Origin of the sequence: Streptomyces sp. SPB162 (assembly GCF_029504575.1) — a bacterium.
Taxonomy (GTDB): domain Bacteria; phylum Actinomycetota; class Actinomycetes; order Streptomycetales; family Streptomycetaceae; genus Actinacidiphila.
Window position 1 is genome coordinate 4,147,040 of record NZ_JAQFII010000001.1, and the last position, 21,314, is coordinate 4,168,353.

At 73.1% G+C, this 21,314-nt stretch carries 20 protein-coding genes; 10 read left to right on the top strand and 10 right to left on the bottom strand.

The genetic code is table 11. From position 1 onward, the window contains the following. Nucleotides 1–9: 9 nt before the first annotated feature. From M2266_RS18915 to M2266_RS18940, 6 genes are all read right to left on the bottom strand, one after another. The gene (locus tag M2266_RS18915; RefSeq protein ID WP_277439248.1) at nucleotides 10–1,125 is read right to left on the bottom strand and encodes a glycosyltransferase; all 1,116 of its coding nucleotides are present in this window, start codon (nucleotides 1,123–1,125) and stop codon (nucleotides 10–12) included. Next, nucleotides 1,122–1,934, bottom strand: coding sequence for a polysaccharide deacetylase family protein (locus M2266_RS18920; protein WP_277441264.1), 813 nt, complete (start codon nucleotides 1,932–1,934; stop codon nucleotides 1,122–1,124). Before M2266_RS18920 ends, M2266_RS18915 begins: the two co-directional genes overlap by 4 nt. An 85-nt stretch (nucleotides 1,935–2,019) precedes the next feature. Then, nucleotides 2,020–3,693 carry a lipid II flippase MurJ gene (locus M2266_RS18925; protein ID WP_277439249.1) on the bottom strand — a complete coding sequence of 558 codons (1,674 nt, stop codon included), beginning with the start codon at nucleotides 3,691–3,693 and terminating at the stop codon, nucleotides 2,020–2,022. Further along, complete coding sequence (locus M2266_RS18930; protein WP_277439250.1) at nucleotides 3,690–5,084, bottom strand: O-antigen ligase family protein; 1,395 nt, start codon at nucleotides 5,082–5,084, stop codon at nucleotides 3,690–3,692. Before M2266_RS18930 ends, M2266_RS18925 begins: the two co-directional genes overlap by 4 nt. Before the next feature lie 2 nt (nucleotides 5,085–5,086). After that, on the bottom strand, nucleotides 5,087–6,442 hold the full coding sequence (locus M2266_RS18935) for a sugar transferase (RefSeq protein ID WP_277439251.1): 1,356 nt from the start codon (nucleotides 6,440–6,442) through the stop codon (nucleotides 5,087–5,089). A 107-nt stretch (nucleotides 6,443–6,549) separates the two neighbouring features. Continuing rightward, nucleotides 6,550–7,734, bottom strand: coding sequence for a glycosyltransferase family 4 protein (locus tag M2266_RS18940; RefSeq protein WP_277439252.1), 1,185 nt, complete (start codon nucleotides 7,732–7,734; stop codon nucleotides 6,550–6,552). A 277-nt stretch (nucleotides 7,735–8,011) separates the two neighbouring features. Here M2266_RS18940 and M2266_RS18945 point away from each other — a divergent pair, with 277 nt between their 5' ends. The 6 genes from M2266_RS18945 (at nucleotide 8,012) to M2266_RS18970 (ending at nucleotide 11,435) form a co-directional block, all read left to right on the top strand. After that, nucleotides 8,012–8,251 carry a chaplin gene (locus tag M2266_RS18945; RefSeq protein ID WP_277439253.1) on the top strand — a complete coding sequence of 80 codons (240 nt, stop codon included), beginning with the start codon at nucleotides 8,012–8,014 and terminating at the stop codon, nucleotides 8,249–8,251. Between the two features lie 113 nt (nucleotides 8,252–8,364). Beyond that, nucleotides 8,365–8,775: a rodlin gene (locus M2266_RS18950; protein WP_277439254.1), complete on the top strand. Its 411-nt coding sequence runs from the start codon at nucleotides 8,365–8,367 to the stop codon at nucleotides 8,773–8,775. 283 nt (nucleotides 8,776–9,058) lie between these two features. Continuing rightward, nucleotides 9,059–9,295, top strand: a complete 237-nt coding sequence (locus M2266_RS18955; protein WP_277439255.1) for a chaplin — start codon at nucleotides 9,059–9,061, stop codon at nucleotides 9,293–9,295. A gap of 162 nt (nucleotides 9,296–9,457) precedes the next feature. Then, nucleotides 9,458–10,327, top strand: a complete 870-nt coding sequence (locus M2266_RS18960; protein WP_346780907.1) for a chaplin — start codon at nucleotides 9,458–9,460, stop codon at nucleotides 10,325–10,327. 245 nt (nucleotides 10,328–10,572) lie between these two features. Then, nucleotides 10,573–10,911 (top strand): hypothetical protein, encoded by a 339-nt coding sequence (locus tag M2266_RS18965; RefSeq protein ID WP_277439257.1) that lies wholly within the window; start codon nucleotides 10,573–10,575, stop codon nucleotides 10,909–10,911. Nucleotides 10,912–11,024: 113 nt separating this feature from the next. Next, on the top strand, nucleotides 11,025–11,435 hold the full coding sequence (locus M2266_RS18970; protein ID WP_277439258.1) for a rodlin: 411 nt from the start codon (nucleotides 11,025–11,027) through the stop codon (nucleotides 11,433–11,435). A 75-nt stretch (nucleotides 11,436–11,510) separates the two neighbouring features. Here the strand turns inward: M2266_RS18970 and M2266_RS18975 are convergent, their stop codons facing one another. Together M2266_RS18975 and M2266_RS18980 are read right to left on the bottom strand one after the other, a co-directional pair. Then, the gene (locus M2266_RS18975; RefSeq protein ID WP_277439259.1) at nucleotides 11,511–11,963 is read right to left on the bottom strand and encodes a hypothetical protein; all 453 of its coding nucleotides are present in this window, start codon (nucleotides 11,961–11,963) and stop codon (nucleotides 11,511–11,513) included. Next, the gene (locus tag M2266_RS18980) at nucleotides 11,960–12,439 is read right to left on the bottom strand and encodes a hypothetical protein (RefSeq protein ID WP_277439260.1); all 480 of its coding nucleotides are present in this window, start codon (nucleotides 12,437–12,439) and stop codon (nucleotides 11,960–11,962) included. The genes M2266_RS18975 and M2266_RS18980 overlap by 4 nt, the downstream gene beginning before the upstream one ends. A 39-nt stretch (nucleotides 12,440–12,478) precedes the next feature. Here M2266_RS18980 and M2266_RS18985 point away from each other — a divergent pair, with 39 nt between their 5' ends. The 3 genes from M2266_RS18985 to M2266_RS18995 all read left to right on the top strand — a co-directional run bounded on the left by M2266_RS18985 (nucleotide 12,479) and on the right by M2266_RS18995 (nucleotide 16,671). Next, entirely contained in the window at nucleotides 12,479–13,435 is a 957-nt protein-coding gene (locus tag M2266_RS18985; protein ID WP_277439261.1) for a WYL domain-containing protein, read from the top strand. 35 nt (nucleotides 13,436–13,470) lie between these two features. Beyond that, complete coding sequence (locus M2266_RS18990; protein ID WP_277439262.1) at nucleotides 13,471–14,439, top strand: DUF389 domain-containing protein; 969 nt, start codon at nucleotides 13,471–13,473, stop codon at nucleotides 14,437–14,439. Nucleotides 14,440–14,619: 180 nt separating this feature from the next. Next, complete coding sequence (locus tag M2266_RS18995; protein ID WP_277439263.1) at nucleotides 14,620–16,671, top strand: glycosyl hydrolase family 28-related protein; 2,052 nt, start codon at nucleotides 14,620–14,622, stop codon at nucleotides 16,669–16,671. A gap of 15 nt (nucleotides 16,672–16,686) precedes the next feature. Here M2266_RS18995 and M2266_RS19000 read toward each other — a convergent pair whose 3' ends face one another. Continuing rightward, a complete protein-coding gene (locus M2266_RS19000) occupies nucleotides 16,687–17,136 on the bottom strand; it encodes a DUF4267 domain-containing protein (protein WP_277439264.1) in 450 nt (149 codons plus the stop codon). A gap of 28 nt (nucleotides 17,137–17,164) precedes the next feature. Next, entirely contained in the window at nucleotides 17,165–17,842 is a 678-nt protein-coding gene (locus tag M2266_RS19005) for a hemerythrin domain-containing protein (protein WP_277439265.1), read from the bottom strand. A gap of 119 nt (nucleotides 17,843–17,961) precedes the next feature. Here M2266_RS19005 and M2266_RS19010 point away from each other — a divergent pair, with 119 nt between their 5' ends. Next, nucleotides 17,962–21,309, top strand: a complete 3,348-nt coding sequence (locus tag M2266_RS19010) for a BTAD domain-containing putative transcriptional regulator (protein ID WP_277439266.1) — start codon at nucleotides 17,962–17,964, stop codon at nucleotides 21,307–21,309. The last annotated feature ends 5 nt before the right edge of the window (nucleotides 21,310–21,314 follow it).

The following is a 21,314-nucleotide window of genomic DNA, read 5'->3' on the forward strand; positions in this document are numbered from 1 at the left end:
GGGCTCTGGTCAGGGCCGGGCGGCCGCGAGGGCGTACAGCGCGGCCAGCCGGCCGGCGGTGCCGGCGATGTCGTAGTGGCCGACGGCGGCGGGCACCTCGAACCGGTGCTGCCCGGCCTCCTGGTGCTGGCGCAGCGCGGCGGTGAGCGCCTCGGCGGCGGTGCCGATCCGCCGGGCCCCGGGCGCGTCCGCCGCCGGCAGGTCGTCGATGGCCGGGCAGGTGACGTACAGGACGGGCAGTCCGGCCGCGAGGGCCTCCAGCACGGCGAGCCCGAAGGTCTCCTCGCGCGAGGCGGAGACGAAGAGGTCGACGGCGGCCAGCAGCGCGGGCAGCGCCGGCGCCGTGCCGGGACCGTCCCCGCCGCCGGTCTCGCCCAGCAGGTGGATCCGGTCGGCCGCGCCGAGCCCGGCGGCCAGCTCCAGCAGGGCGTCGCGTTCGGGTCCCGCGCCGGCCAGCAGCAGGTGGGCGCCGGGGCGCCCGGCGACCGCGCGCACCAGCAGGTCGAACCGCTTGCCGGGCACCAGCCGCCCCACGCCGCCCACGACGAAGGCGTCCCGCGGTAGTCCGAGGCGGCTCCTCGTGGCCGCCCGGACCGCCGCGTCGAACCGGAACGCCCCGGCGTCGATGCCGTTGGGCACCGTGTGGATCCGCGGCCCGGGGATGCCCCAGGCGCGTAGCCGCTCGGCGACGGTGTCCGAGACCGCGACGGTGGCGCTGCCGAGCTTCTCGGTGCCCCGGTACAGGGCACGGGTGCCGCGGGTGAGGGGGCGGCCCTCGATGGTGGTGGCGCCGAGGGAGTGCTCGGTGGCGACCACGGTGCGCACCCCGGCCAGCCGGGCGGCGATCCGGCCGTAGACGCAGGCCCGGTAGAGATGGGTGTGGACGAGGTCGTAGCGGCCGGCGCGGATCAGCCGGGTGAGCCGGGGCAGTGCGGTGAGGTCCCGGTTCCCGGTCATCCCCAGATGGGTGACGGGTGTGCCGTCGGCGCGGATGCCGTCGGCGACCGGACCGGGGTGGGTGAGGGTGATGACCTCGCAGGACACCGGCAGATGCCGCAGCAGCAGCCGCAACTGCTGCTCGGCCCCGCCGATGTCGAGCCCCGTGATGATGTGCAGGACCTTCATCGGCCGTCCTGCTCGCTCCGGGGCTCCGGGGGGACCGGTGAGCCCGCGGCGGGGCGGCCGGGCGCACGGCCCCCGGCGCCGGGGGCCGCCTCGCGGGCGTACGGCAGCGCGGCGTGGCCGGAGTCGAACGGCAGCGGGCGCCGGCGCAGCAGGTGCCGCAGGCGCTTGAGGTCCAGGCGCGCGTCGGTGTCCCGCTCCCCGACGTAGGCGCGGGGCAGTGCGTGCGTCCCGGTCAGCGGGCCGGCCGCCACCGCGCAGCCGTACCCGTATCCGGCCGCGGCCACGGCGTTGACGACGCGCGCGTCCACCTTGCCGTACGGATAGCAGAACCCCGCGGGGGCCTTCCCGGTGATCTCCTGGAGCCGGTCGCGGCTGCCGCGCACCTCGCCGGCCAGCACACCGTCGGCGGTCTGCGTCAGATCCTGGTGGACGAGGCCGTGGGAGCCGATCTCCATACCGGCGGCCGCCGCGGCGCGGATGCCCTCCTCGGTCAGCAGCGTCTTGCGCGGGCCGAGTTCGTCCCACTCGTTGTCGCCGCCGAGCCTGCCGGGCAGCACGAAGACGGTGGCGGAGTGCCCGTACCGGAGCAGCAGCGGCACCGCGTGTTCCACGAAGTCCGCGTAGCCGTCGTCGAAGGTCAGCCCGACCAGCCGGTTGCCGCGGCCGTCAGCGCGGGCGCGCAGCAGTTCCGCGACGCCCACCCCGGTCAGGCCGCGGCGGTTGAGCCACGTCAGCTGCCGTTCGAGCCGGTCGGGGCTGACTGTGACCAGGTACGGATCGTCGGCGCACGCCCCGACGGAGTGGTACATCAGCACCCACGGCGCTGTCCGGCCGCCCCGTCTGGACAGGGTGTCGCGGGCGGCCGGACGGCGCAGGACGCGGACGGGTGCGGTGTCAGCGGGCATGGGGCAGCTTCCGTTTCACGGTGGCGAGCAGGTGCGGGATTTCCGGCACCCGTACGGCGGCGGCGGTCGCGGTGGCGACCGCCGGCACCACGAGACAGCAGACGGTGAGGGACGGCACCGGTCCCGGCAGCAGGCGCGTGGTCGCCCAGCCGGCCGCGCACGCGGCCGTGGCGGCGATGACGAGCCGGCCGAGCCCCGCCGCGACCGTGCGGGCCCTGACGGCGATCACCTGCGTGCCGAGCCCGCGCAGCAGCAGCACGGCGGTGGCCGTGATGCCCGCGGCGTTGGCGCCGGCGATGCCGTAGATGCCCCAGTACCCGACGGTGACGGCCCCCGCGACGACGGTGATCAGCAGCCCCGCGCCCATGGCGGCGGCCGGGTACCAGGTGGGCCGGGCGGCCGAGAAGAACGGCCGGACCAGGGCGCCCACCATGCTCTGGCCGAGCAGGCCCAGCGCGTAGACCCGCATGACGGACGCGGTCGCGGCGGTGTCCACGGCGTCGAAGGCGCCGCGCTGGAACAGCACGTGGACGATCTGCGGCGCGCAGGCGATGACGAAGGCGGTGCCCAGCAGCACCACCATGCCGGCCAGTGTCAGATCGCGTTCGACCCGGAGCCGGGCCTTCTCCGGCTCGCCGTCGGCCAGCGCCCGCGCGACCACCGGGAAGGTGACCGTGACGATCATCAAGGAGAGCACCATCGGCAGTTGGGCGACCTTCTGCGCGTAGTTCAGGTGCGAGATGGCGCCCGCGGGGAGCGGGGCGGCGAGGAAGCGCTCGATCAACACTTGCGCCTGGCGGCAGAGGGTGAAGACGATGACAGGGGCGAGCAGCGCGAGGCCGAGGGGCGCCGGGGCGCCGGCCGGTTCGGCGGATCGTCGCGGACCGGTGCCGCACGGGGGCACCCGGCGCAGGAACGACGGGAGTTGGACGAGCACCATCAGCAGGCCGCCGACCGCCACGCCCGCGGCGGCGGCGCGCACGCCCCAGCGGGCGTGGAGCAGCAGCAGGGTGGCCACGATGCCGATGTTGTAGACGACGTAGACGGCCGCCGGAGGGACGAACCGGCGGTGGGCGCGCAGCGCGGCGCTGAAGTACCCGGTGAGGCCGAACGTCAGGACGGTGGCGGCGGTCAGCCGGGTGCAGTCGACCGCGAGCGCGGAGTCCCGCAGGCCGGGGGCCAGGACGCCGACGATCGCGGGCGCTCCCAGTTCGAGCAGCACCATCACGGTGGCCAGGGCGAGCAGCAACCGGGGCAGCGTGGCCGCCAGCAGCGCCCGCACGGGGTCGGGACCCTGTCCCGCCCCGGTGCCGCGCCGGGCCAGGGCCAGGCTGAACGCCGGGATCAGCAGCAGGGCCATCGCGTCCTCGATGAGGACGGTGGCGGACAGTTCCGGCACGGTCCAGGCGACCAGGAACGCGTCGGTGGCGGGCCCCGCGCCGAAGAGGTGGGCGATCGTCTGGTCGCGCACCAGGCCCAGCAGCGAGCCGAGCGCGGTGAGCGCGGCGGTGACTGCCGCCGCCCGCGCCAGCACCCGCCCCAGGCCGGATGGTCGGGGTTGCTCCGCCGGCCGGGCATCGTCCGGCGCGGCGGAAGGAGCGGGGACGACGGCGGACCGCTCGGGTCGAACCGGCGGTTCCGGCGGCGCGGAGGTGTCCGTCATCGGGCGACCTCCGGCCCGCCCGCGGTGCCGTCCGCCGGGCGCAGCGCCCAGGCGGCGGCCAGCCCGAAGAGCATGGCCGTCAGCACGGTCGACGGGCCGCCGATGTCCGCGTACAGGAAGTCGACGCACTGCCAGAGCAGCAGCCCGGTCGCGATCAGCCCGCACTCGGCGCCGCGGCCCGCGCGCCGGGCGCCGGCCAGCCGGCCCAGCCCGCACGCCAGCAGCGCCGCCCAGCTGCCGACGATCAGGGTGATCCCGATCAGCCCCTGTTCGCTGAGGATGAGCAGGTACATGTTGTGCGGTGACAGCAGGGGTTCGCGCGCGAATCCCTGGCCGGCGCCGTCGGTGTCGCTGCCGGACGACAGGTCGAGCGCGGCGTGGCCGTCACGGTGCGCCGGGAAGCCTTTGAGGCCGACGCCGGTGGCCGGCCGTTCGCGCCACATCCCGGTGGCGGCGGCCCACAGGCCGTACCGGTCGGTGACCGACGAGTCGGGCGCGTCGGTCACCTGGGTGATGCTGGCGACCCGGTCGCTGATCAGCTGCGAGCCCACCCCCGCGCCGCCGACCAGCACCACGCCCGCGGCCGCCGTCACCGCGAAGATCCGTACCGCCTGTCGCCGCCCGGCCAGCACGGTCATCACCGAGCACGCCAGCACGGTGGCGATCCAGGTGCCGCGGCTGAAGGACAGCACCAGCGGGACCACGAGCGCGGCCGCGCAGCCCAGCGCGGCCGGCCGCAGCAGCCGGGGGGCGCCGGGCGCGGCCGGCGCGAGAGCCAGCCCGACGGCGATCACCAGCCCGTAGGCGACGACGGTGGCCATGCCCATCACGTCCGAAGGACCGAACGTGCCGACGGCGCGGATGTTCTCGCCGACGTACGAGGCGCCGGTGCCCGTCGCGTACTGGTAGACCCCGATCGCGCCCTGCACCAGGGCGAGCAGGACGACGGATCCGGCCACCACCAGGAAGTCCCGCCGGGTGCGCAGCAGCAGCACCAGCGCGGTCGGCACGAGGACGAAGACCTGCAGGTACCGCACGAATCCGGCGACAGCCTCCGCCGGGTCCGCGGCGGTCACCGTGGCCACCGCGATCGCGACGACGGGCGCGCCCAGGACGAGGGCGGCCGCCGCGGTCAGCGGGCGCGTCCGCGCGCGCAGCGCCCGCAGCGCGCAGAAGGCGACCAGTACGGCGGAGGCCGCGTCGGCGGGGGTCAGCTTCCCGGAGGCGCTCACGTCCCCCGCGCCGATGGGGGCCGCGAGCAGCAGCACCGTCGCCACCGCCGGCAGCAGCGGGGCCGCCCGGACCCATCGGCGGGTGGCGCGGCCGGCCGGCGGACGGGTGGCGTGTGCGTGCCGTACGGGGCGGGGGGCGGTGTCCGGCAGGACGGTCATGGTCAGCTCCCCCCGAACCGGAAGAGGGCCGTCGCGGTGCGCAGCAGGATGCGGACGTCCTGCCAGAGCGTCCAGCTCTCGATGTAGTGGTTGTCGAAGCGGGCCCGGTCCTCGATGGAGGTGTCGCCGCGCAGCCCGTGGATCTGCGCGAGTCCCGTGATGCCCACGGGCATCCGGTGTCGGTCCTTGTATCCGGGGTAGGTCTGGGCGAACTGGTGGACGAAGTAGGGGCGTTCGGGCCGGGGGCCGACCAGGCTCATGTCACCGCGCAGGACGTTCCACAGCTGCGGCAACTCGTCCAGCGAGGTACGGCGCAGGAAGTGGCCGACGGCGCTCATCCGCCGGTCGTGTGAGACGTTCCACCGGGTGGCCGACTCGCGCTCGTCGCTCGGCCGCAGGGTGCGGAACTTCAGCAGCGTGAACGGCCGGCCGTCCAGCCCGACGCGCTCCTGCCGGAAGAGCACCCCGGGCCCGTCGGACAACCGGACGGCCAGCGCGCTGAGCGCCAGGATCGGCGCCGCGGGGAGCAGTGCGAGGAAGGCGAGCAGGGCGTCCAGCACGCGCTTGGCCACCAGTCCGGCGCCGGGGCGCGGGTAGGGGTCGAGGCGGGCGCAGGCGAAGCCCCACAGATGGCCGGCCGCCGGCCGCCCCGCGGTCCTGGAGCCCGGCCCCGACGTCACCTGCCACAGGCAGCAGCCCCGTGCGGCGAGCAGCCGGACCAGTTCCGCGGCCGCCGGATTGCCCGCGGGCGCGCCGGCGAACACGGCGTAGCGCACCGAGTTCTGGATGATCGCCCGGTGGATGTCGCCGATGGAGCGGAGCACGGGCAGCGACGAGTCCGCGCCCGGGGTGTCGTACGGGAGCACCACGCCGATCGGCCGCATCCCGTACTCGGGGTGCTCGTACAGCACTTCGGCCACGTCCCGGACGACGGGACCGGCGCCGATCAGCAGGGTCGAGCACGGGTGGCGCCCCGCCGACCAGCGCTGGAACCGGTAGACCACCGCGCGGGCGGCGCAGGCCAGCAGGCCGGTCGCGGCGATCGTGGTGAGCAGCACGGGCCAGCCGGGGGAGTGCGCCGGGCGGACGGCGGCGAGGGTGGTGGCCGAGGCGCACCAGGCGAGGGCCGAGCAGCCCAGCAGGCCGGGCAGTTCGTCGAGCGCCGCCGGGTCGAGGCCCGTGCGGTAGAGCCCGGCGTAGGCGTGCAGGAGCGTCAGGCACACCAGGAGCGGGCCGAGCAGCGGCAGCGGGCAACCCGGGCGGACGGCCAGCACTCCGGCGGCGGCCAGGCAGTCGGTGGCGAGGAGGGGGACGACCGCGCGGTGGCGGACCGCGACCCGCGCGCGGTGTCGCCCCACGACGGCTCTGGAGGGCCCCCGGGGCCGCGAGATCGGGGCGGTGGCGGGCGCGACCGTGGTCTGTCGCACGTTCCGGGCTGGGTGGGGCGCGCTTGCGCTCTCCGTCGTCATCGCGTGATGCGTTCCCTGCACTCGGGTCGCGACGGATCGAGCAGGTCGCGGTAGAGGTCCGCGACCGATGCCGTCGTCCGCCGCACGTCGTATGTCGTGCGCACGTGGTCCACGGCCCGGCGGGCGGCGGTGGCGCGGACAACGGGGTCGGTGAGCAGGCCGAGGAGGGCGTGGGCGAGGGCGTCCGGGTCCTCCGGTGGCACCAGGCAGAGGCCCTCCTGACCGGGCGGCAGGCTCTCCCGGGCGCCGTCGACGTCGGTCATCACCACGGGGCGGCCGCACGCCATCGCCTCCAGCGGGGCCAGCGCCATCCCCTCCCACCGGGACGGCTGGACCACCACGTCGGCGGCCCGGTACCAGGGGACGGCGTCGCGGGTGGCCCCGGCGAACAGCACCCCCTCCGGGGCGCCCCGCAGGAGCCGGTCGCGGTCGGGTCCTTCCCCGACCAGGACCAACCGGGCGCCGGGCAGCCGGGCGGTGACCTTGGGCCAGGACCGCAGCAGCAGGTCCTGGCCCTTCTGCGGGCAGAGCCGGCCCACGCAGACCACCAGGCGGTCGGCGGGACCCAGGTCGGAGAGGGCGGGCAGTGAGCCGCGCGGATCGCCTGGCGGGTCCGACGGGCCGCCGTCCGGAGTGAAACGGTCCAGGTCGACGCCGTTGGGGATGACGGCCCAGCGGGCATCGATCCCGGCGCGCTCCCCGGTCCGCCGTTCGCTCTCGCTGACACAGAGCACCCGCGTGGCCCAGCGCGCGGCCCACCGCTCCCAGCGCAGGGCGGCGTACGCGGTCGCGCCGTCGACCGCCTCGAAGGACCAGGCGTGCGGCTGGAACACCGTCGGGACCCGGCCGCGCACGGCCAGCCGTCCGGCCAGTCCCGCCTTGGCGCTGTGGGCGTGGAGCAGGTCGGGACGCACCTCGCGGACCACCCGGCGGGCGCGCCGGGTCTCGCCCGGCAGGTCCGGACCGGGGGAACGGCCGGCCGCCCAGGGCACCACCTCGGCGCCGACCTCGGCCGCGTCGCCGGCCAGGACGCCGCCGGGAGGGCAGGCCACGACCGCGCGGACCCCGTCACGTACCTGGGCCCGCACCAGGTCGGTGACGACGCGGGCGACCCCGCCGTCGACGGGCTGAACCAGGTGAAGCACCGTCAGCCGGCCCGGGTCCTGCTGGTGTTGCGGCATCGCGCGCCGTTACCTCTCTCCGCGAATGAAGAATCGGATGTGTGCTGCCTGCCGTGCCCGCCGCCGCAGCGGTCTGTCCCGCTATAACGAGGGGTATGCCGGGCAGGTAATCCTTGATTAACCAACGCGCTGTGTTGACGCACGGGTGTTGACGTACAGATGACCGGTGCTTCACCCCCCGGTGGAGACACCCTCCGGTGCACTCATGCGTTGATAGTTCCGTTGGCCCATCCGGGCTAACGCCGACGCATATCCGCCACCAGGAAAAGGTGCTCCCTTGTCACGTTTCGCCAAAGCCACTGTTCTCGCCGCTTTCGCCGGTGCCGCTGTCGTCGGCGCGTCCGGTATCGCTTTCGCGGACTCCGGTGCCGAGGGTTCCGCCGTGGAGTCGCCCGGCATCGGTTCCGGAAATCAGATCCAGGTTCCGGTCGACGTGCCCATCAACCTGTGCGGCAACTCCGTCAACGTGATCGGCCTGCTCAACCCGGTATTCGGAAATTCCTGCGACAACTGCTGACCGACCGGCCCCGCCGTCACCATTCGGGTGAACGGCCATAACCCGAGCCCGCACCGAACGGTTGGTCAGTCCGACCCGGTACCTGGGGCAATCTCGCACAAGAAGGAATACTCGTGATCAAGAAGTTCCTCGCCACGGCTGCGGTGGCTGTCTCCGTCGTCGGCGTCTCCGCCGCGGTGGCCGCGCCCGCGATGGCGATCGGCGACTCGGGTGGCGCCAGTACCACCAACGGCAACGGTGCCCGCCAGTCCTACGGCAACACCTACACCAGCGGCTACATGAGCCCGTCGTTCGCGCTCGTCCAGGGTTCCCTGAACAAGCCGTGCATCGCCCTTCCGGCGAAGGCCAACGTCGGTTCGCTCATCGGCCTGGTGCCGATCACGGTCCAGGACATCAACGTCCTGTCGTCGCCGCAGAACCAGCAGTGCACCGAGAACTCCTCCCAGATCAAGGGCGACGAGCCGCTGTCGCACATCCTGGACCAGATCCCGGTCCTCTCCGGCAACGGCGCCCACAACGGCTGACCCGTATCGCCCGAGGCCCTGGCCGCCGGTGACCACCGGCGGCCAGGGCCGTTTTGTGCTGCCGTAATTCAGGCCCGGAGCCCTATTCAGTACAGCAATTGTGAATTGCGGGGCCGCAGTTACGGCATTCGAGTGGATGATCACGGCGGGTGCGTACGGAGGGTTTCTCCGGGCATCGGCGGTCGTTACCCCGGTGGTAGCGGTGTCACGAGGGGCAGGAATTCCCCCGGGCAGCACGAACGTCGTGACTGCGATCGGCGCCGCTGCGGAAAGGGAGTTCAACGTGAAGTACTCGAAGATCGCCGCACTCGCCGCGGGAACGCTGATGATCACGGGTGGTGCCGTTGCCCCCGCTTTCGCCGACGCCGGGGCCCAGGCCGAGGTCTCACACTCCCCGGGTGTCCTGTCGGGCAACAGCATTCAGATCCCGATCCACATCCCCGTCAACGTGTGCGGCAACACGATCGACATCATCGCTCTGCTGAACCCGGCGTTCGGCAACGCCTGCACCAACGAATGACGTTGGTCATCGGCCCGTGAGGGCGCCCGTCGCGGCCTCGGAGCGCTCGCCTGTGCTCCGGGGCCGCTCACGGTTTCGGCGCGCGGGAGACCTTCCGCGCGTTTCGTGCACCACCCATGGCAGGGAAGAGAGTCGATGCGACAGGCCTTGAGCAGGAGTCTGATGACCGTCGCCGCGGCGAGCGGAGTGCTCGCCATGGCCGGCGGCTACGCGCACGCGGACGCGGAAGCCGGGACGACCACGTCGAACTCGCCGGGCGTGCTGTCCGGCGACAGCGTCCAGGTTCCGGTGGACGTGCCGGTGAACCTCTGCGGCAACTCGGTGAACGCCGTCGCGCTGCTGAACCCGGCGATGGGGAACGGCTGCGCCAACGAGTCCGCGCCGGAACACCAGCGGCACGCCCCGGCGCGGGAGCGGCACCTTCCGGCACCCGCGCGGCACGCGGGGGCTTCCGGGCACGGGGGCGGCCACCACGAAGGCGGCCACCAGGAGAACGGCCACCACGAAGGCGGCCCCCAGGAGAACGGCCACTACGGGACCAGCCACCAGAGCGCGCAGCACGTTGGGCAGCACAGCGGCGGCCACCAGGGCATGCGGCACGACGCCGACGCCACGACCGCGGGCTCGCCCGGTGTGGGGTCGGGCAACAACGTCCGGGTCCCTGTCGAGACCCCGGTCAACGTCTGCGGCAACACCGCGGACCTGGTGGGGCTGCTGAACCCGGCCATGGGCAACGACTGTGGCGGGGAGCCGGTTGCAGCGCCGCCGACGGGCCCGACGCCGCCGCCGGTCCACCACACCCCGCCGCCGTCGACGCACGTCACTCCGCCGCCGCTGGAGCACGTCACTCCGCCGCCGGTGGAGCACGTCGCACCGCCGCAGCACGCGGCCGCGGTCCGGCCCGTCCTCTCGGAGGGCGTGCAACTCGCCCGTACGGGTGCGGAGGGCCTCGGAACGGCGGGGGCCGTCAGTGCCGGGCTGCTGCTGAGTGGAGCGATGCTCTACCGCCGATCGCGCGCCGCACGGGTCTGATCGAATTGTTCTGTTGACGCGGTGGGAAAGGGGGCCCACCGCGGGCAGGCCGCACATTTCGCCTGGCGCAAAAAAGCTCCGCTGTTTCCGCTTTCGGGTGATTGCCGATGAAGAATCATTCCGCGGAGTTTCCGTTGCGCGGTGGAGTCGTTATCCAGAGGACTACGGCGTCATGAGCCACTCCTCGCTCACCCGGCCGCAATCCCCGTGCCCGGGTGCCGACGCCGCTATTGAAAGGGTTGACAGTGAAGTACTCCAAGGTTGCTGTGGTCGTCGCCGGTTCCGTGATGGCCATGGGTGCCGCCGCGCCGGCCTTCGCCGCCGACGCGGCCCCGGCGATGCCGACCAGCATCAACGGCGGCGTCGACCAGCTCTTCGCGGCGCAGCCGGTGGCGCAGGCGGGCAACGCCTACCTCGGCCCCGTGGTGGACGTGGCGAAGCGGGTCAGCGACAAGCTCAAGACGGACACCACCGCGGGCACGCTGCTGGGCCAGGTGACCGACGCCACCAAGGACCTGACGCCGACGCTGGCCGGCGTCGCCAAGGGGACGTCGCTGCTCGGTGGTCTGCCCATCGGGCACTGAACTTCACTGTCCGGGCGATTTCCGCCAATGGGATGAAGCACCGGAACCAAACCCGCCCTCGACGGTTGATCCCTCGCCCCACCCAGGGCATCCCCGCACTCGAAGGACTGATCATGATCAAGAAGTTCCTGGCCGGTGCCGCCCTGGCGGCTTCCGTCGTCGCGGTCGGCGCCGCCTCGGCCCCGCAGGCCATGGCCATCGGTGACGACTCGGGCTTCGACACCGTGAACGGCAACGGGTCGGAGCAGTCCTTCGGCAACACGCACACCGGTGGCACGCAGAGCGCGCAGATCGGCCTCGTCCAGGGCACGCTCAACAAGCTGTGCGTCGGCCTTCCGGCGAAGGCCAACGTCGGTTCGCTCGTCGGCCTCGTCCCGATCACGGTCCAGGACATCAACGTCCTGTCGTCGCCGCAGAACCAGCAGTGCACCGAGAACTCCACCCAGGGCAAGGGCGACGAGCCGCTGTCGCACATCCTGGACCAGATCCCGGTCCTCTCCGGCAACGGCGCCGACAACGGCTGACGTGCCACTCCGGGTCGCCGGGACCTCTCCTTCCGGCGACCCGGCCCCCACGTTCGGGAGCCGTCGTCACAGCTGTCAGCGGCGGGTGAACTCCATGATCCAGTTGGTCACCCAGGTCTTCTCCCCGTCCACCGAGAAGGCCTGCTCCCAGCGCGCGGAGTCCTCCGTGATCCCCGACCAGACGAACCGGGCCCTGATCTCCCTACCGGCGTGGGTGTCGTCCCCGTAGAACTCGCCGACGCCGTCCTGCCCGAACCTCCCGATGACCGGCGGGAAGAGCGTCCCGGTGCGCTTGCTCGCCCAGTACAGCGACCACTCCTCGCGCTCCGGGTCGTACAGGCGCAGGGTCAGCCCGGCGAACTCCTTGGTCGGGAAGATGATCTCGTCGAGGTTCGCGCCGCCCTCGAAGTGCCGCGAGGCGTGGCTGACGGCAGGGAACTCCTCCCACTCGCTGGTCCCGTCGAGGAAGTCCGTCCGCCACCGGTTGGCGACGTCCCAGCTGCCGACGAGGAAGTCGAAGTCGTTCATGAGCGGTCTCCTGTGGTGCCCTCGGGGAGCGAGTCGGCGAGATAGGCGGCGAGGTCAGGGCGGTCGGGCGCGAGCATGTGGCGTACCCAGGCGTCCCGTTCGTGCAGGATCGGCGGCAGCTCCCAGACGCAGCCGATCAGCTTCGGCTCCAGCCGGACGAAGTGCGCGGGGTCGTCGTCCGGGCAGCCCAGCACCGGCTGGCCGCCCGCGGCCCCGGCGAAGTACAGGGCGTTGTCCCAGGCCCAGCTGTACGCGTTGAGGTACGCCCCGTCGTCCCCACCCCTGTGGAGGACGACGAAGGTCGCCCCGGGCGTGCCGTCCGGCTCGGGCAGCAACTCGGGGAGGATCGCGTACGCGGCCTTCTCGACCTCGGGCTCGATCCCCGCGGGGTCGGCGGTGACGTGGTAGCGCTTGACGGAACGGCCCGCCACCTCGACCGGTGGCAGCACCCTCAGCAGTTTCTCCTGGAAAGCCATGGCTGGACCGTAGGACCGCTTCACTGACACCTTGTGTCAGTGAAGTCCAGCCGTCTGCTCTCCGTCCTCCTGCTGCTCCAGACCCGGGGCCGGATGACCGCCGCCCAGCTCGCGCGGGAGCTGGAGGTGTCGGTGCGCACCGTCTACCGGGACGTCGACGCGCTGCACGCGGCGGGCGTCCCGCTCTACGGCGACGCCGGGCACGCCGGCGGCTACCAGCTCCTCGCCGGCTACCGCACCCGGCTGACCGGACTGAGCGCGGGCGAGGCGGAGGCGCTCTTCCTCTCCGGCATCCCGGGACCCGCCGCCGAGCTGGGGCTGGGCTCCGCCCTCGCGGGCGCCCAGCTCAAACTGCGCGCGGCGCTCCCGCCCGAGCTGCGCGCCCAGGCCGAACGCATGCGGTCCAGATTCCATCTCGACGCGCCCGGCTGGTACGCGGACGACGACGAGATCCCGCACCTGCCGCAGGTCGCGGACGCGGTGTGGCACAGCCGGGTGCTCGACGTCCGCTACCGCCGCTGGAAGGCGCCGACCGATGTCGACCGACGGCTGGAGCCGTACGGACTGGTGCTCAAGGCGGGCCGCTGGTACCTCGTCGCCGGACCGGGACCGTACACCTACCGCGTCGACCAGATCCTCGGACTCACCGCGCTCGACGAGGAGTTCCAGCCGCCGGAGGACTTCGACCTGGCGGGGTACTGGCAGCGCTACCAGGCGGACTTCCATGCCCGCCTGCATCAGGGCGAGGCGCTGGTCCGGCTCGCACCGGGCGCCGCGGCCCGGCTCACCGGGGCCGCCGCCCGTGCCCTGGCCGTCAACGGGACCCCGGAACCGGACGGCTGGACCCGCGCGGTGCTGCCGATCGAATCCCTCGACCACGCCCACGGCACGTTCCTCGCCCTCGGCGCCGACATCGAGGTCCTCGGCCCCCCGGAGCTGCGCTCCCGCCTGGCCGGGACCGTTCGCACACTGGCGGCCCGCTACGCCTCCGCCTGACGGGAACCCGGCGGGAGCGCGGGCACAATGACCTCGTGCTGCATGTACGAGTGATCTGTCCCGCGGAACGCACCGACGAGGTGCTGAGGATCGCCACCGACTGCCCCGCGGTCGTCAATGTGATCCGACTGCCCGGCGCCGCGTACGAGCCCCGGGGTGACTTCGTCGAGTTCGACGTGGCCAGGGAGGCGGCCAACGGCGTGCTCGAGCAGTTGCGGGCGCTGGGGTTGAAGGACAGCGGCGGGATCACCGTCGAGGAGCTCTACCTGTCGATCTCCACCGCCGCGGAGAAGGCCGAGGAGATCGCGCCGGGAGATTCCGACGACGCCGTCGTCTGGGAACAACTGGCCGCGCGCACCTCCGCCGAGGCCCGGCTCACCTGGGCGTTCCTGGCCTTCCTCGCGCTCGCGACGCAGATCGCGGCGATCGGCGCACTGCTCGACCAGCCGATCCTGATCGTCGGCGCGATGGTGCTGGGTCCCGAGTTCGGGCCGGTGGCGGCCGTCTGTTTCGGTGTACTGCGGGGCAACCTGCGGTTGATCGGCGCGGCCGTGCGCACGCTCGCCATCGGGTTCACCGTCGCCATCGGAATCACTCTGGGCTGTGCGGTCGCGGGCCGGCTGCTGGGCTGGATCACTCCGGACATGCTGGACGACCGACCGCTGACGAACTTCATCGTCCACCCCGACAAGTGGTCGTTCATCGTCGCGCTCCTCGCCGGCGTCGCGGGAATCCTGTCGATGACCGCCGGCAAGTCCTCGGCCCTGGTGGGCGTCTTCATCTCGGTCACCACCGTGCCGGCGGCGGGCAACATCGCGGTCGCGATCGCCCTCGCCCACTGGCACGAGGTCGCCGCCTCGTTCCAGCAGCTCGGGCTGAACCTCGCCGGGATGCTCCTCGCCGGCATCGTCACGCTCTTCCTGCAGCGCTTCCTCTGGAACCGCTACGGCCTGCACACCAGCGGTCGTCCCGGCGGCGTGAACGCAATGAAGCGTGCTGACTGACGCAAGACAGCGACGAACTGCCGCATCTGGAGGGCACGTCAGCGGAAATATTCTGTAGGAACCTTGTGGAACGGGGAGTGCGGTCCTACTGTCGCCTCACCCTCATGGCACCGCTTCGCCTTGCGGGTCTCAGGCGCGCCCTCCCGAGCGGCGCGCCCTCCCGAGAGAAACGAGCTGGCGATGTCACCGAACATCACAGGTGCTGGGGCGAAGTGGTCGCTCGGACCGCGGCGAAGAGCCGCGGTCGCGGTCGCGTCGGTGACCGCGGCGGCCCTCGGGCTCGGCGTCCTGGCCGGTGGGACAGCGTCGGCGCGACCCGCCGCGAGCAGTGGTCCCGGCCCGGTGGTGACGCGTGCCGCGCTCGATCCGGCGCTGGTCGCCGGCCGGGGCGCGAACGTGGGATTCGCCGAGCAGGAGGCGGAGAACGCCGCGACGAACGGCACGGTCATCGGCCCTGACCGCACCGCGTACACGCTGCCGGCGGAGGCCTCGGGTCGTAAAGCGGTCTCGCTGACGCCCGGCCAGTACGTCGAGTTCACGCTGCCGGCCGCCGCCGACGCGATCACCGTGCGCTACAGCATCCCGGACGCCCCCGGAGGCGGCGGGATCACGGCGCCGCTCGATGTCACGGTGAACGGCGGGAACCGGAGGACGGCCACCCTGACGTCGCAATACGCCTGGCTGTACAACCAGTATCCGTTCTCGAACGACCCGAACGCCGGGCTGCTGCACCCCGACTACTGGGTCACCGAGTGCGCCTGCGTGCCCGCCGCCACGACGCCCGCCCCGGTGTTCGCGACGCCTTTCCGCCCGAACCACTTCTACGATGAGCGGCGCCTGCCGCTCGGCGGGAAGTACCGCGCGGGCGACAAGGTGCGGCTCACCGTTCCGGCCGGGAGCAGGGCCTCGGCCACCACCATCGACCTGCTCGACTCCCAACTCGTCGGCGCGCCGCACGTCGCCGTCGTCGCGGCGAACGTGCTGGCGTTCGGCGCGGACCCGTCGGGCCGGCGTGACGCGGCCGACGCGATCGACCGGGCGATCGCCTTCGCGAAGCGGACGCACCTCAAGGTGTACATCCCGCAGGGCACGTACCAGGTGAACCGCCACATCATCGTCGACGACGTGACGATCGAGGGCGCGGGCAGCTGGTACACGATCATCAAGGGCCACCAGGTGGACCCGGGCCGGTCCCACACCGGCGTCGGCTTCTACGGCAAGGACGCGGCCGCCGGCGGCAGCACCGGCGTCCACCTCTCCGGCTTCGCCATCGAGGGCGACGTGCGGGACCGGGTCGACACCGACCAGGTCAACGGCATCGGCGGAGCGCTCAGCGACTCAACGATCGACGGGCTCTACGTCCACCACACCAAGGTGGGCATGTGGTTCGACGGGCCGATGACGAACCTGCGGATCACGAACAACGTCATCGCCGACCAGATCGCCGACGGCCTCAACTTCCACACGGGCGTCACGCACTCGCTCGTGGCGAACAACGTCGTCCGCAACTCGGGTGACGACGGCCTCGCCATGTGGTCGGAGAAGACCGGGAACGCGGACAACACGTTCGACCACAACACGGTCCAGACCCCGGTGCTCGCCAACGGCATCGCGATCTACGGCGGTACCGACAACACGGTCTCGAACAACCTGATCGCGGACCCGATCCGCGAGGGCAGCGCCCTCCAGGTCGGTTCGCGCTTCGGTTCCGAGGCGTTCACCGGGCATCTGTGGATCACCGACAACACCACGGTCCGCGCCGGCACGTACGAGCTGAACTGGAACATCGGGCTCGGGGCGATCTGGTTCTTCGCGCTGGAGAAGAACATCGACGCGGACGTCCGGGTGACCGGGGACCACTTCCTCGACAACACCTACAACGCGATCATGCTGGTCTCGGACTGGCCGGTGAAGGACCTGTACTCGATCACGAACGTCCACTTCAAGGACGTCAGGGTCGACGGCACGGGCACGTCGGTGGTCAGTGGACGAGCGGCGGGGTCCTCGACCTTCGAGAACGTCGACGCCCGCAACGTCGGCGCGGTCGGCGTCAACAACTGCGGCTCGTTCCACTTCACCCCCGCGGGCTCGGAGTTCGCCCTGACCGATCTCGGTGGCAACGACGGTGGTGGCACGACCGGCCCCTGGCTCGCCCCCTGGGAGCTGCCCAACACCATCACCTGCGACGACCGTCCGCCGGTGGTGACGCCGCCGGCGCCGTCCGCGTGGTGACGGGTCCACCGCGAGTCACCGCTTGAGGGCCGGGTCGGCCGGCCGGGAAGCCTCCCGGCCGGCCGACCCGGCGACCGTCGGGGCGCGGCGCTCGCCGAGCAGCAGCCCGGCGGTCACGGCGACCCCGACGGCGGTGAGGCCGTGGATCCCGTACGCGGTGCCGGCCGGGCCGCCGTGGCTCAGCACGATCACCATGTCGCCCACGGGGATGAACGCCATCGCCAGCATCGCCCAGCCCAGCGCCTTGCGGTGCCCGGTCAGCAGCAGTGCGAAGAGGATCAGCCCCGTGCCGATGTCCCGCACGCCCTTGACGGCGAGGAACGCCGTGCCCTCCTCCCGCGGCCAGGTCGGGACGCCGAACGCGGCCGCCGACGCCTGGGGGGCGAGCAGGAAGCGGAGCCCGATGAAGAGGATGAACAGGCCGCCCACGAAGGCGAGGCCGGTGGTGAAGTTCTTGCGGTTCATGGCAGATCTCCTCTGAGAGTGGCTGTCTTCAGCGGTCGGTGCTGCGGATGCGGCGCATCCTGCGGGTGTACGCGGGGCGGCCGACGGCGTACCAGAGCAGCCGGGCCGGCAGCGGCATCGCGTCGAGGATGGTGGCGCGCTCGGTCGTGTCGGCCTCTTCGAGGACCATGCCGAGGAAGAACAGCAGCTTGGGCTTGGGGGTGCTCTCCAGGAAGTGCTCGCCCAGCAGGTTCCACTCCGCCACGGACAGGTGCCGCTCCGCGAGCGGGAGCAGTGACTCCTCCTCCTCGTCCAGGTGCTCGACGAGGACCACGCGGTGCTCGGTGAGCGCGGCCACCAGCGCGTCGCGCTCCGCCTCGCCCGCCGCGGCCTCCCAGCCGGGCAGTGCCGCCTCGGCCCGTGCCAGCGTCGAGGCGACCCCTTCGTGCTGGGCCTCCATCCGCAGGACGAGGTCCGTCTCGAGGTCGACCCGGGCCAGCAGCGGCGGCCAGAGGTGGTCGTCCTCGCCGTGGTGGTGGTTGGACAGACCGAGCAGGTAGTCGCGGAAGTGCCCGGCGAGCACCCGGGCCCGTGCGGTGTCGCCCGGGGTGACGGCCGCGATGAGCTCCGCGAGGAGCCGTGACTCCCGGCGCAGTCCGCGGTGGATGACCACCATTCCGTGGGTGTCGGGGCGGGCGCCGGCTTGGGGTGATGCGTTCGTCGTCATGGGGGGAAGCCTCGTCGGGGGCTCCTGGAGGGGACTTGGAACGGGACTTGGAACGGGACGTGGAACGGACTTGGAATTCCCGTACGGCAAGATCGGCGGCCGTTTACGATGTGCGCGACATGGTGTGCGTACGCGTGCTCGGTTCCTTCGGAGCCGAGCGGGACGGGGAGCCCGTTCCGCTCGGCGGCCGCAGGCAGCGGTCGGTCCTCGCGCTGCTGGTGGCGGCGCGCGGGCAGGTCGTCCCCGTGGACCGGATGGTCGAGGACCTCTGGCAGGACGCGGCGCCCGCCCAGGCGGTGACCTCGCTGCAGGCATACGTGTCGAACCTGCGCCGGCTCCTCGAGCCCGGCCGGGCCCCGCGTACCCCGGCGAAGCTGCTGGTCAGCGCCCCGCCCGGCTATGCGTTACGGCTGCCGGAGCACGCGGTCGACGCCTGGCGCTTCGAGCGGCTGCTGCACGACGCCCGCGAACTGCTCACCACTGGGCCGCGGGACGCGAACCGGCTGCTGGACGAGGCGCTGTCCCTCTGGCAGGGCCCGGCGTACGCCGAGACGGCCGACGAACCGTGGGCCCGGGCCGAGACCGCGCGCCTGGAGGAGCTCCGCAGGAGCGCCCGTGAACTCCGCGTCGCCGCGGGGCTGCGCTCCGGCGCCGCCGCGAAGGCCGTCCCCGAGGCCGAACTGCTCACCCGTGAAGAGCCGTTGCGCGAGGAGGGCTGGCGGCTGCACGCGCTGGCGCTCTGGGCGGTGGGCCGGCAGGCCGACGCGCTGGCCACCCTCCGGCGGGCCCGCGCGGTCCTCGCCGCCGAGGTGGGCCTGGATCCCGGTGTGGCCCTGACCGCGCTCGAGGAGGCCGTCCTCGCGCAGCGGGTGGAGGTGCTGCGCGCCGCGACGGACACGCCGCCGAGTGCGCTCGGCGGGCCGCGTCCGCCGGCGGCCACGGGGCAACGCGCACCTGAAGCGGACCTGTTCGTCGGTCGCGACTCCGAACTGATGCTGCTCACAGCCGCCGCGGAGCGGGCGATCAGCGCTGGTCCGGGCATCGCGCTGGTAACCGGTGAGGCCGGTATGGGCAAGTCGGCGCTGCTGGAACGGTTGGGGCACCGGCTGCGCCGCGACGGCTGGCTCGTCGCACTCGGCCGCACCACCGACGCCGAGGGCGCGCCGCCCGCCTGGGCCTGGGTCGAAGCGCTGCGGTACGTCGCCGCCGAGCTCCCGCCGCCTCCCGGGACGGCCGCCGCGCTGGCCCCGCTGCTGTCGGACGCACCGGTCACCGGACCCGTCGCCCAGGAGGACGCCGCCGTGGGCCGGTTCCGGCTGCACCGGGCGGTCCGTACGTGGCTGGCGACGGTGGCGGCCGTGCGGCCGGTGGCCGTCCTGCTGGACGACCTGCACTGGGCCGACGCCGAGACGCTCGCGATGCTGGCGGGCCTGGTCGACCTGGAGCAGGGCACCAGCGTCCTGTTCGTGGCCGCTTACCGGCCGGACGAGGCCGGAGGGCCGCTCGCCGACGGTCTGGCCGCGCTGGCGCGGCGGTCGCCGCTGCGGATCCCGCTGCGCGGACTGCCCGGACCGGCCGTCGCGGAGGTGGTCGGGGCGGTGACCGGCGCCGCGGGCGGGGGGCCGGTGGACGCCGAAACGGTCGCGGCGCTCGCCGAACGCACCGGAGGCAACCCCTTCTACGTCCGCGAGAGCGCCCGGCTGCTGGGGAGCGAGGGCGCGCTGGTGGCGCTGTCCGACGTACCGGAAGGGGTGCGGGACGTGCTGCGTCGCCGGCTGGGACGTCTTCCCGAGGCGGCGGTGGCCCTGCTGCGGCTGGCCGCCGTGGCGGGGCGCGAAGCGGACGTCGAGGTACTGGTCGCCGCCGCGGACGCCGGCGAGGACGGCGTTCTGGGCGCGTTGGAGACCGGACTCGTCGCGGGGCTCCTCACCGAACCCGCCCCGGGACGCGTCCGGTTCGTGCACGCGCTGGTCAGGGACACACTGTTGGCCGACCTGAGCCGGCTGCGCGCCACCCGCATGCACGGCAGGATCGCGGCGAGCCTGGAGCTGCTCGCCCCGGACGACGTCTCCGCGCTGGCCCACCACTACGCGCGAGCGGCGTCCTCGACCACGGCGGCGAAGGCCGTCGACTTCTGCGTGCGCGCGGCCGTTCTCGCCGAGGACCGTTACGCCCACGACGTCGCCGCCGTCCTGCTCGGGCAGGCGTTGGAGTGCCTCGAGCGCGTGCCCGCGGGCGGCACCGGGGACCGGGACGGCGAGCGGGTCGAGCTGCTCGGCAGGCTGCTGCGCGCCCAGGTACGGGCCGGGGCGATCATGGAAGCGCGAGCGATCCGCCGGACGGCCGTCGATCTCGCCACCGCCGCGGACCGCGACGACCTGCTGATCCGCGCGTTCACCGCGTGGACCGAGCCGACGCCCTGGCAGAGCCGCCCGTACGGCATGGTCGACGAACCGGTCATCGCCGGGCTCGGCCGGTTGCTGGAGCGGTCCGACCTGGAGCCCGCGGTGCGCTGCCGGCTGCTGGACGCGTACTGCGCCGAGCTCTCCGACGGCCAGGACCCCCGGGCGCGGGCCGCGGCCGAGGAGGCGGCGGTGATCGCGGAGGGCCTGACGGACCCCGTGCTGCTGGCGCAGGCCCTCGGGACGCTCGCCCGCGAGCTGGACACCGAGCTGGAGTGGCGGGAACGGGCGGCGCTGGGAGAGCGGATCGAGCGGATCGGCGGTGCGCACGACCTGCCGATCCACCGCTGGTACGGGCTGTGCCTCCGGTCGATCGCGGCGGCGGTCGAGGGCGACGTCGCCGGCGCGTACCGGCTCACCGAGCAGTGCCTGGAAGTGGCGCGCGCCTACCGGATGCCGGAAGCCGTCGCGGTCGGCGAGACCGTGCAGGCGACGTTCGCGCACATCGAGGGCAGAGTGGCGGACGCCGAACGGCTGTACGCCGAGGCGGCCGCCTCGATGGGCCGCCAGGGCTCCCCGCACGCTGCCGGCTACCTGCTGATCGCCATCGCGACGATCAGGGCGGGCCAGGGGCGGCTGGGTGAGTGCGTAGAGCAGGCGCGCCGGATGTACGACGACTACGGCCCGATGGCCTGCGACCTGCTCGCCGCGGCCCTGGCCGCCGCCGGGCTGCCGGCCGAGGCCCGGCAGGTGCTGGCGCAGGCCCCGCCGATCCGGCGGGACTACTTCTTCAAGCTCTTCGCGACCTTCCGGGTGACGGCGATGGTGGCGCTCGGCGAGAAGGAGGGCGCGGAGGAGCTGTACGCGGCGCTGCTCCCGTACCGCCACGCACCCCCGCCCACCGCGGGCTGCACCGTGGCGATCCAACCCGTCGCGTACACGCTCGGCGAACTCGCCGGGCTCCTCGGCCGCGAGGAGGAGGCCGCCGGGCACTTCGCCCGCGCGGACGCCATCGCGGATCGGTGGAACACCACGTTGGGGCGGTTTCGCCCGCCCGATCGATGACGGGA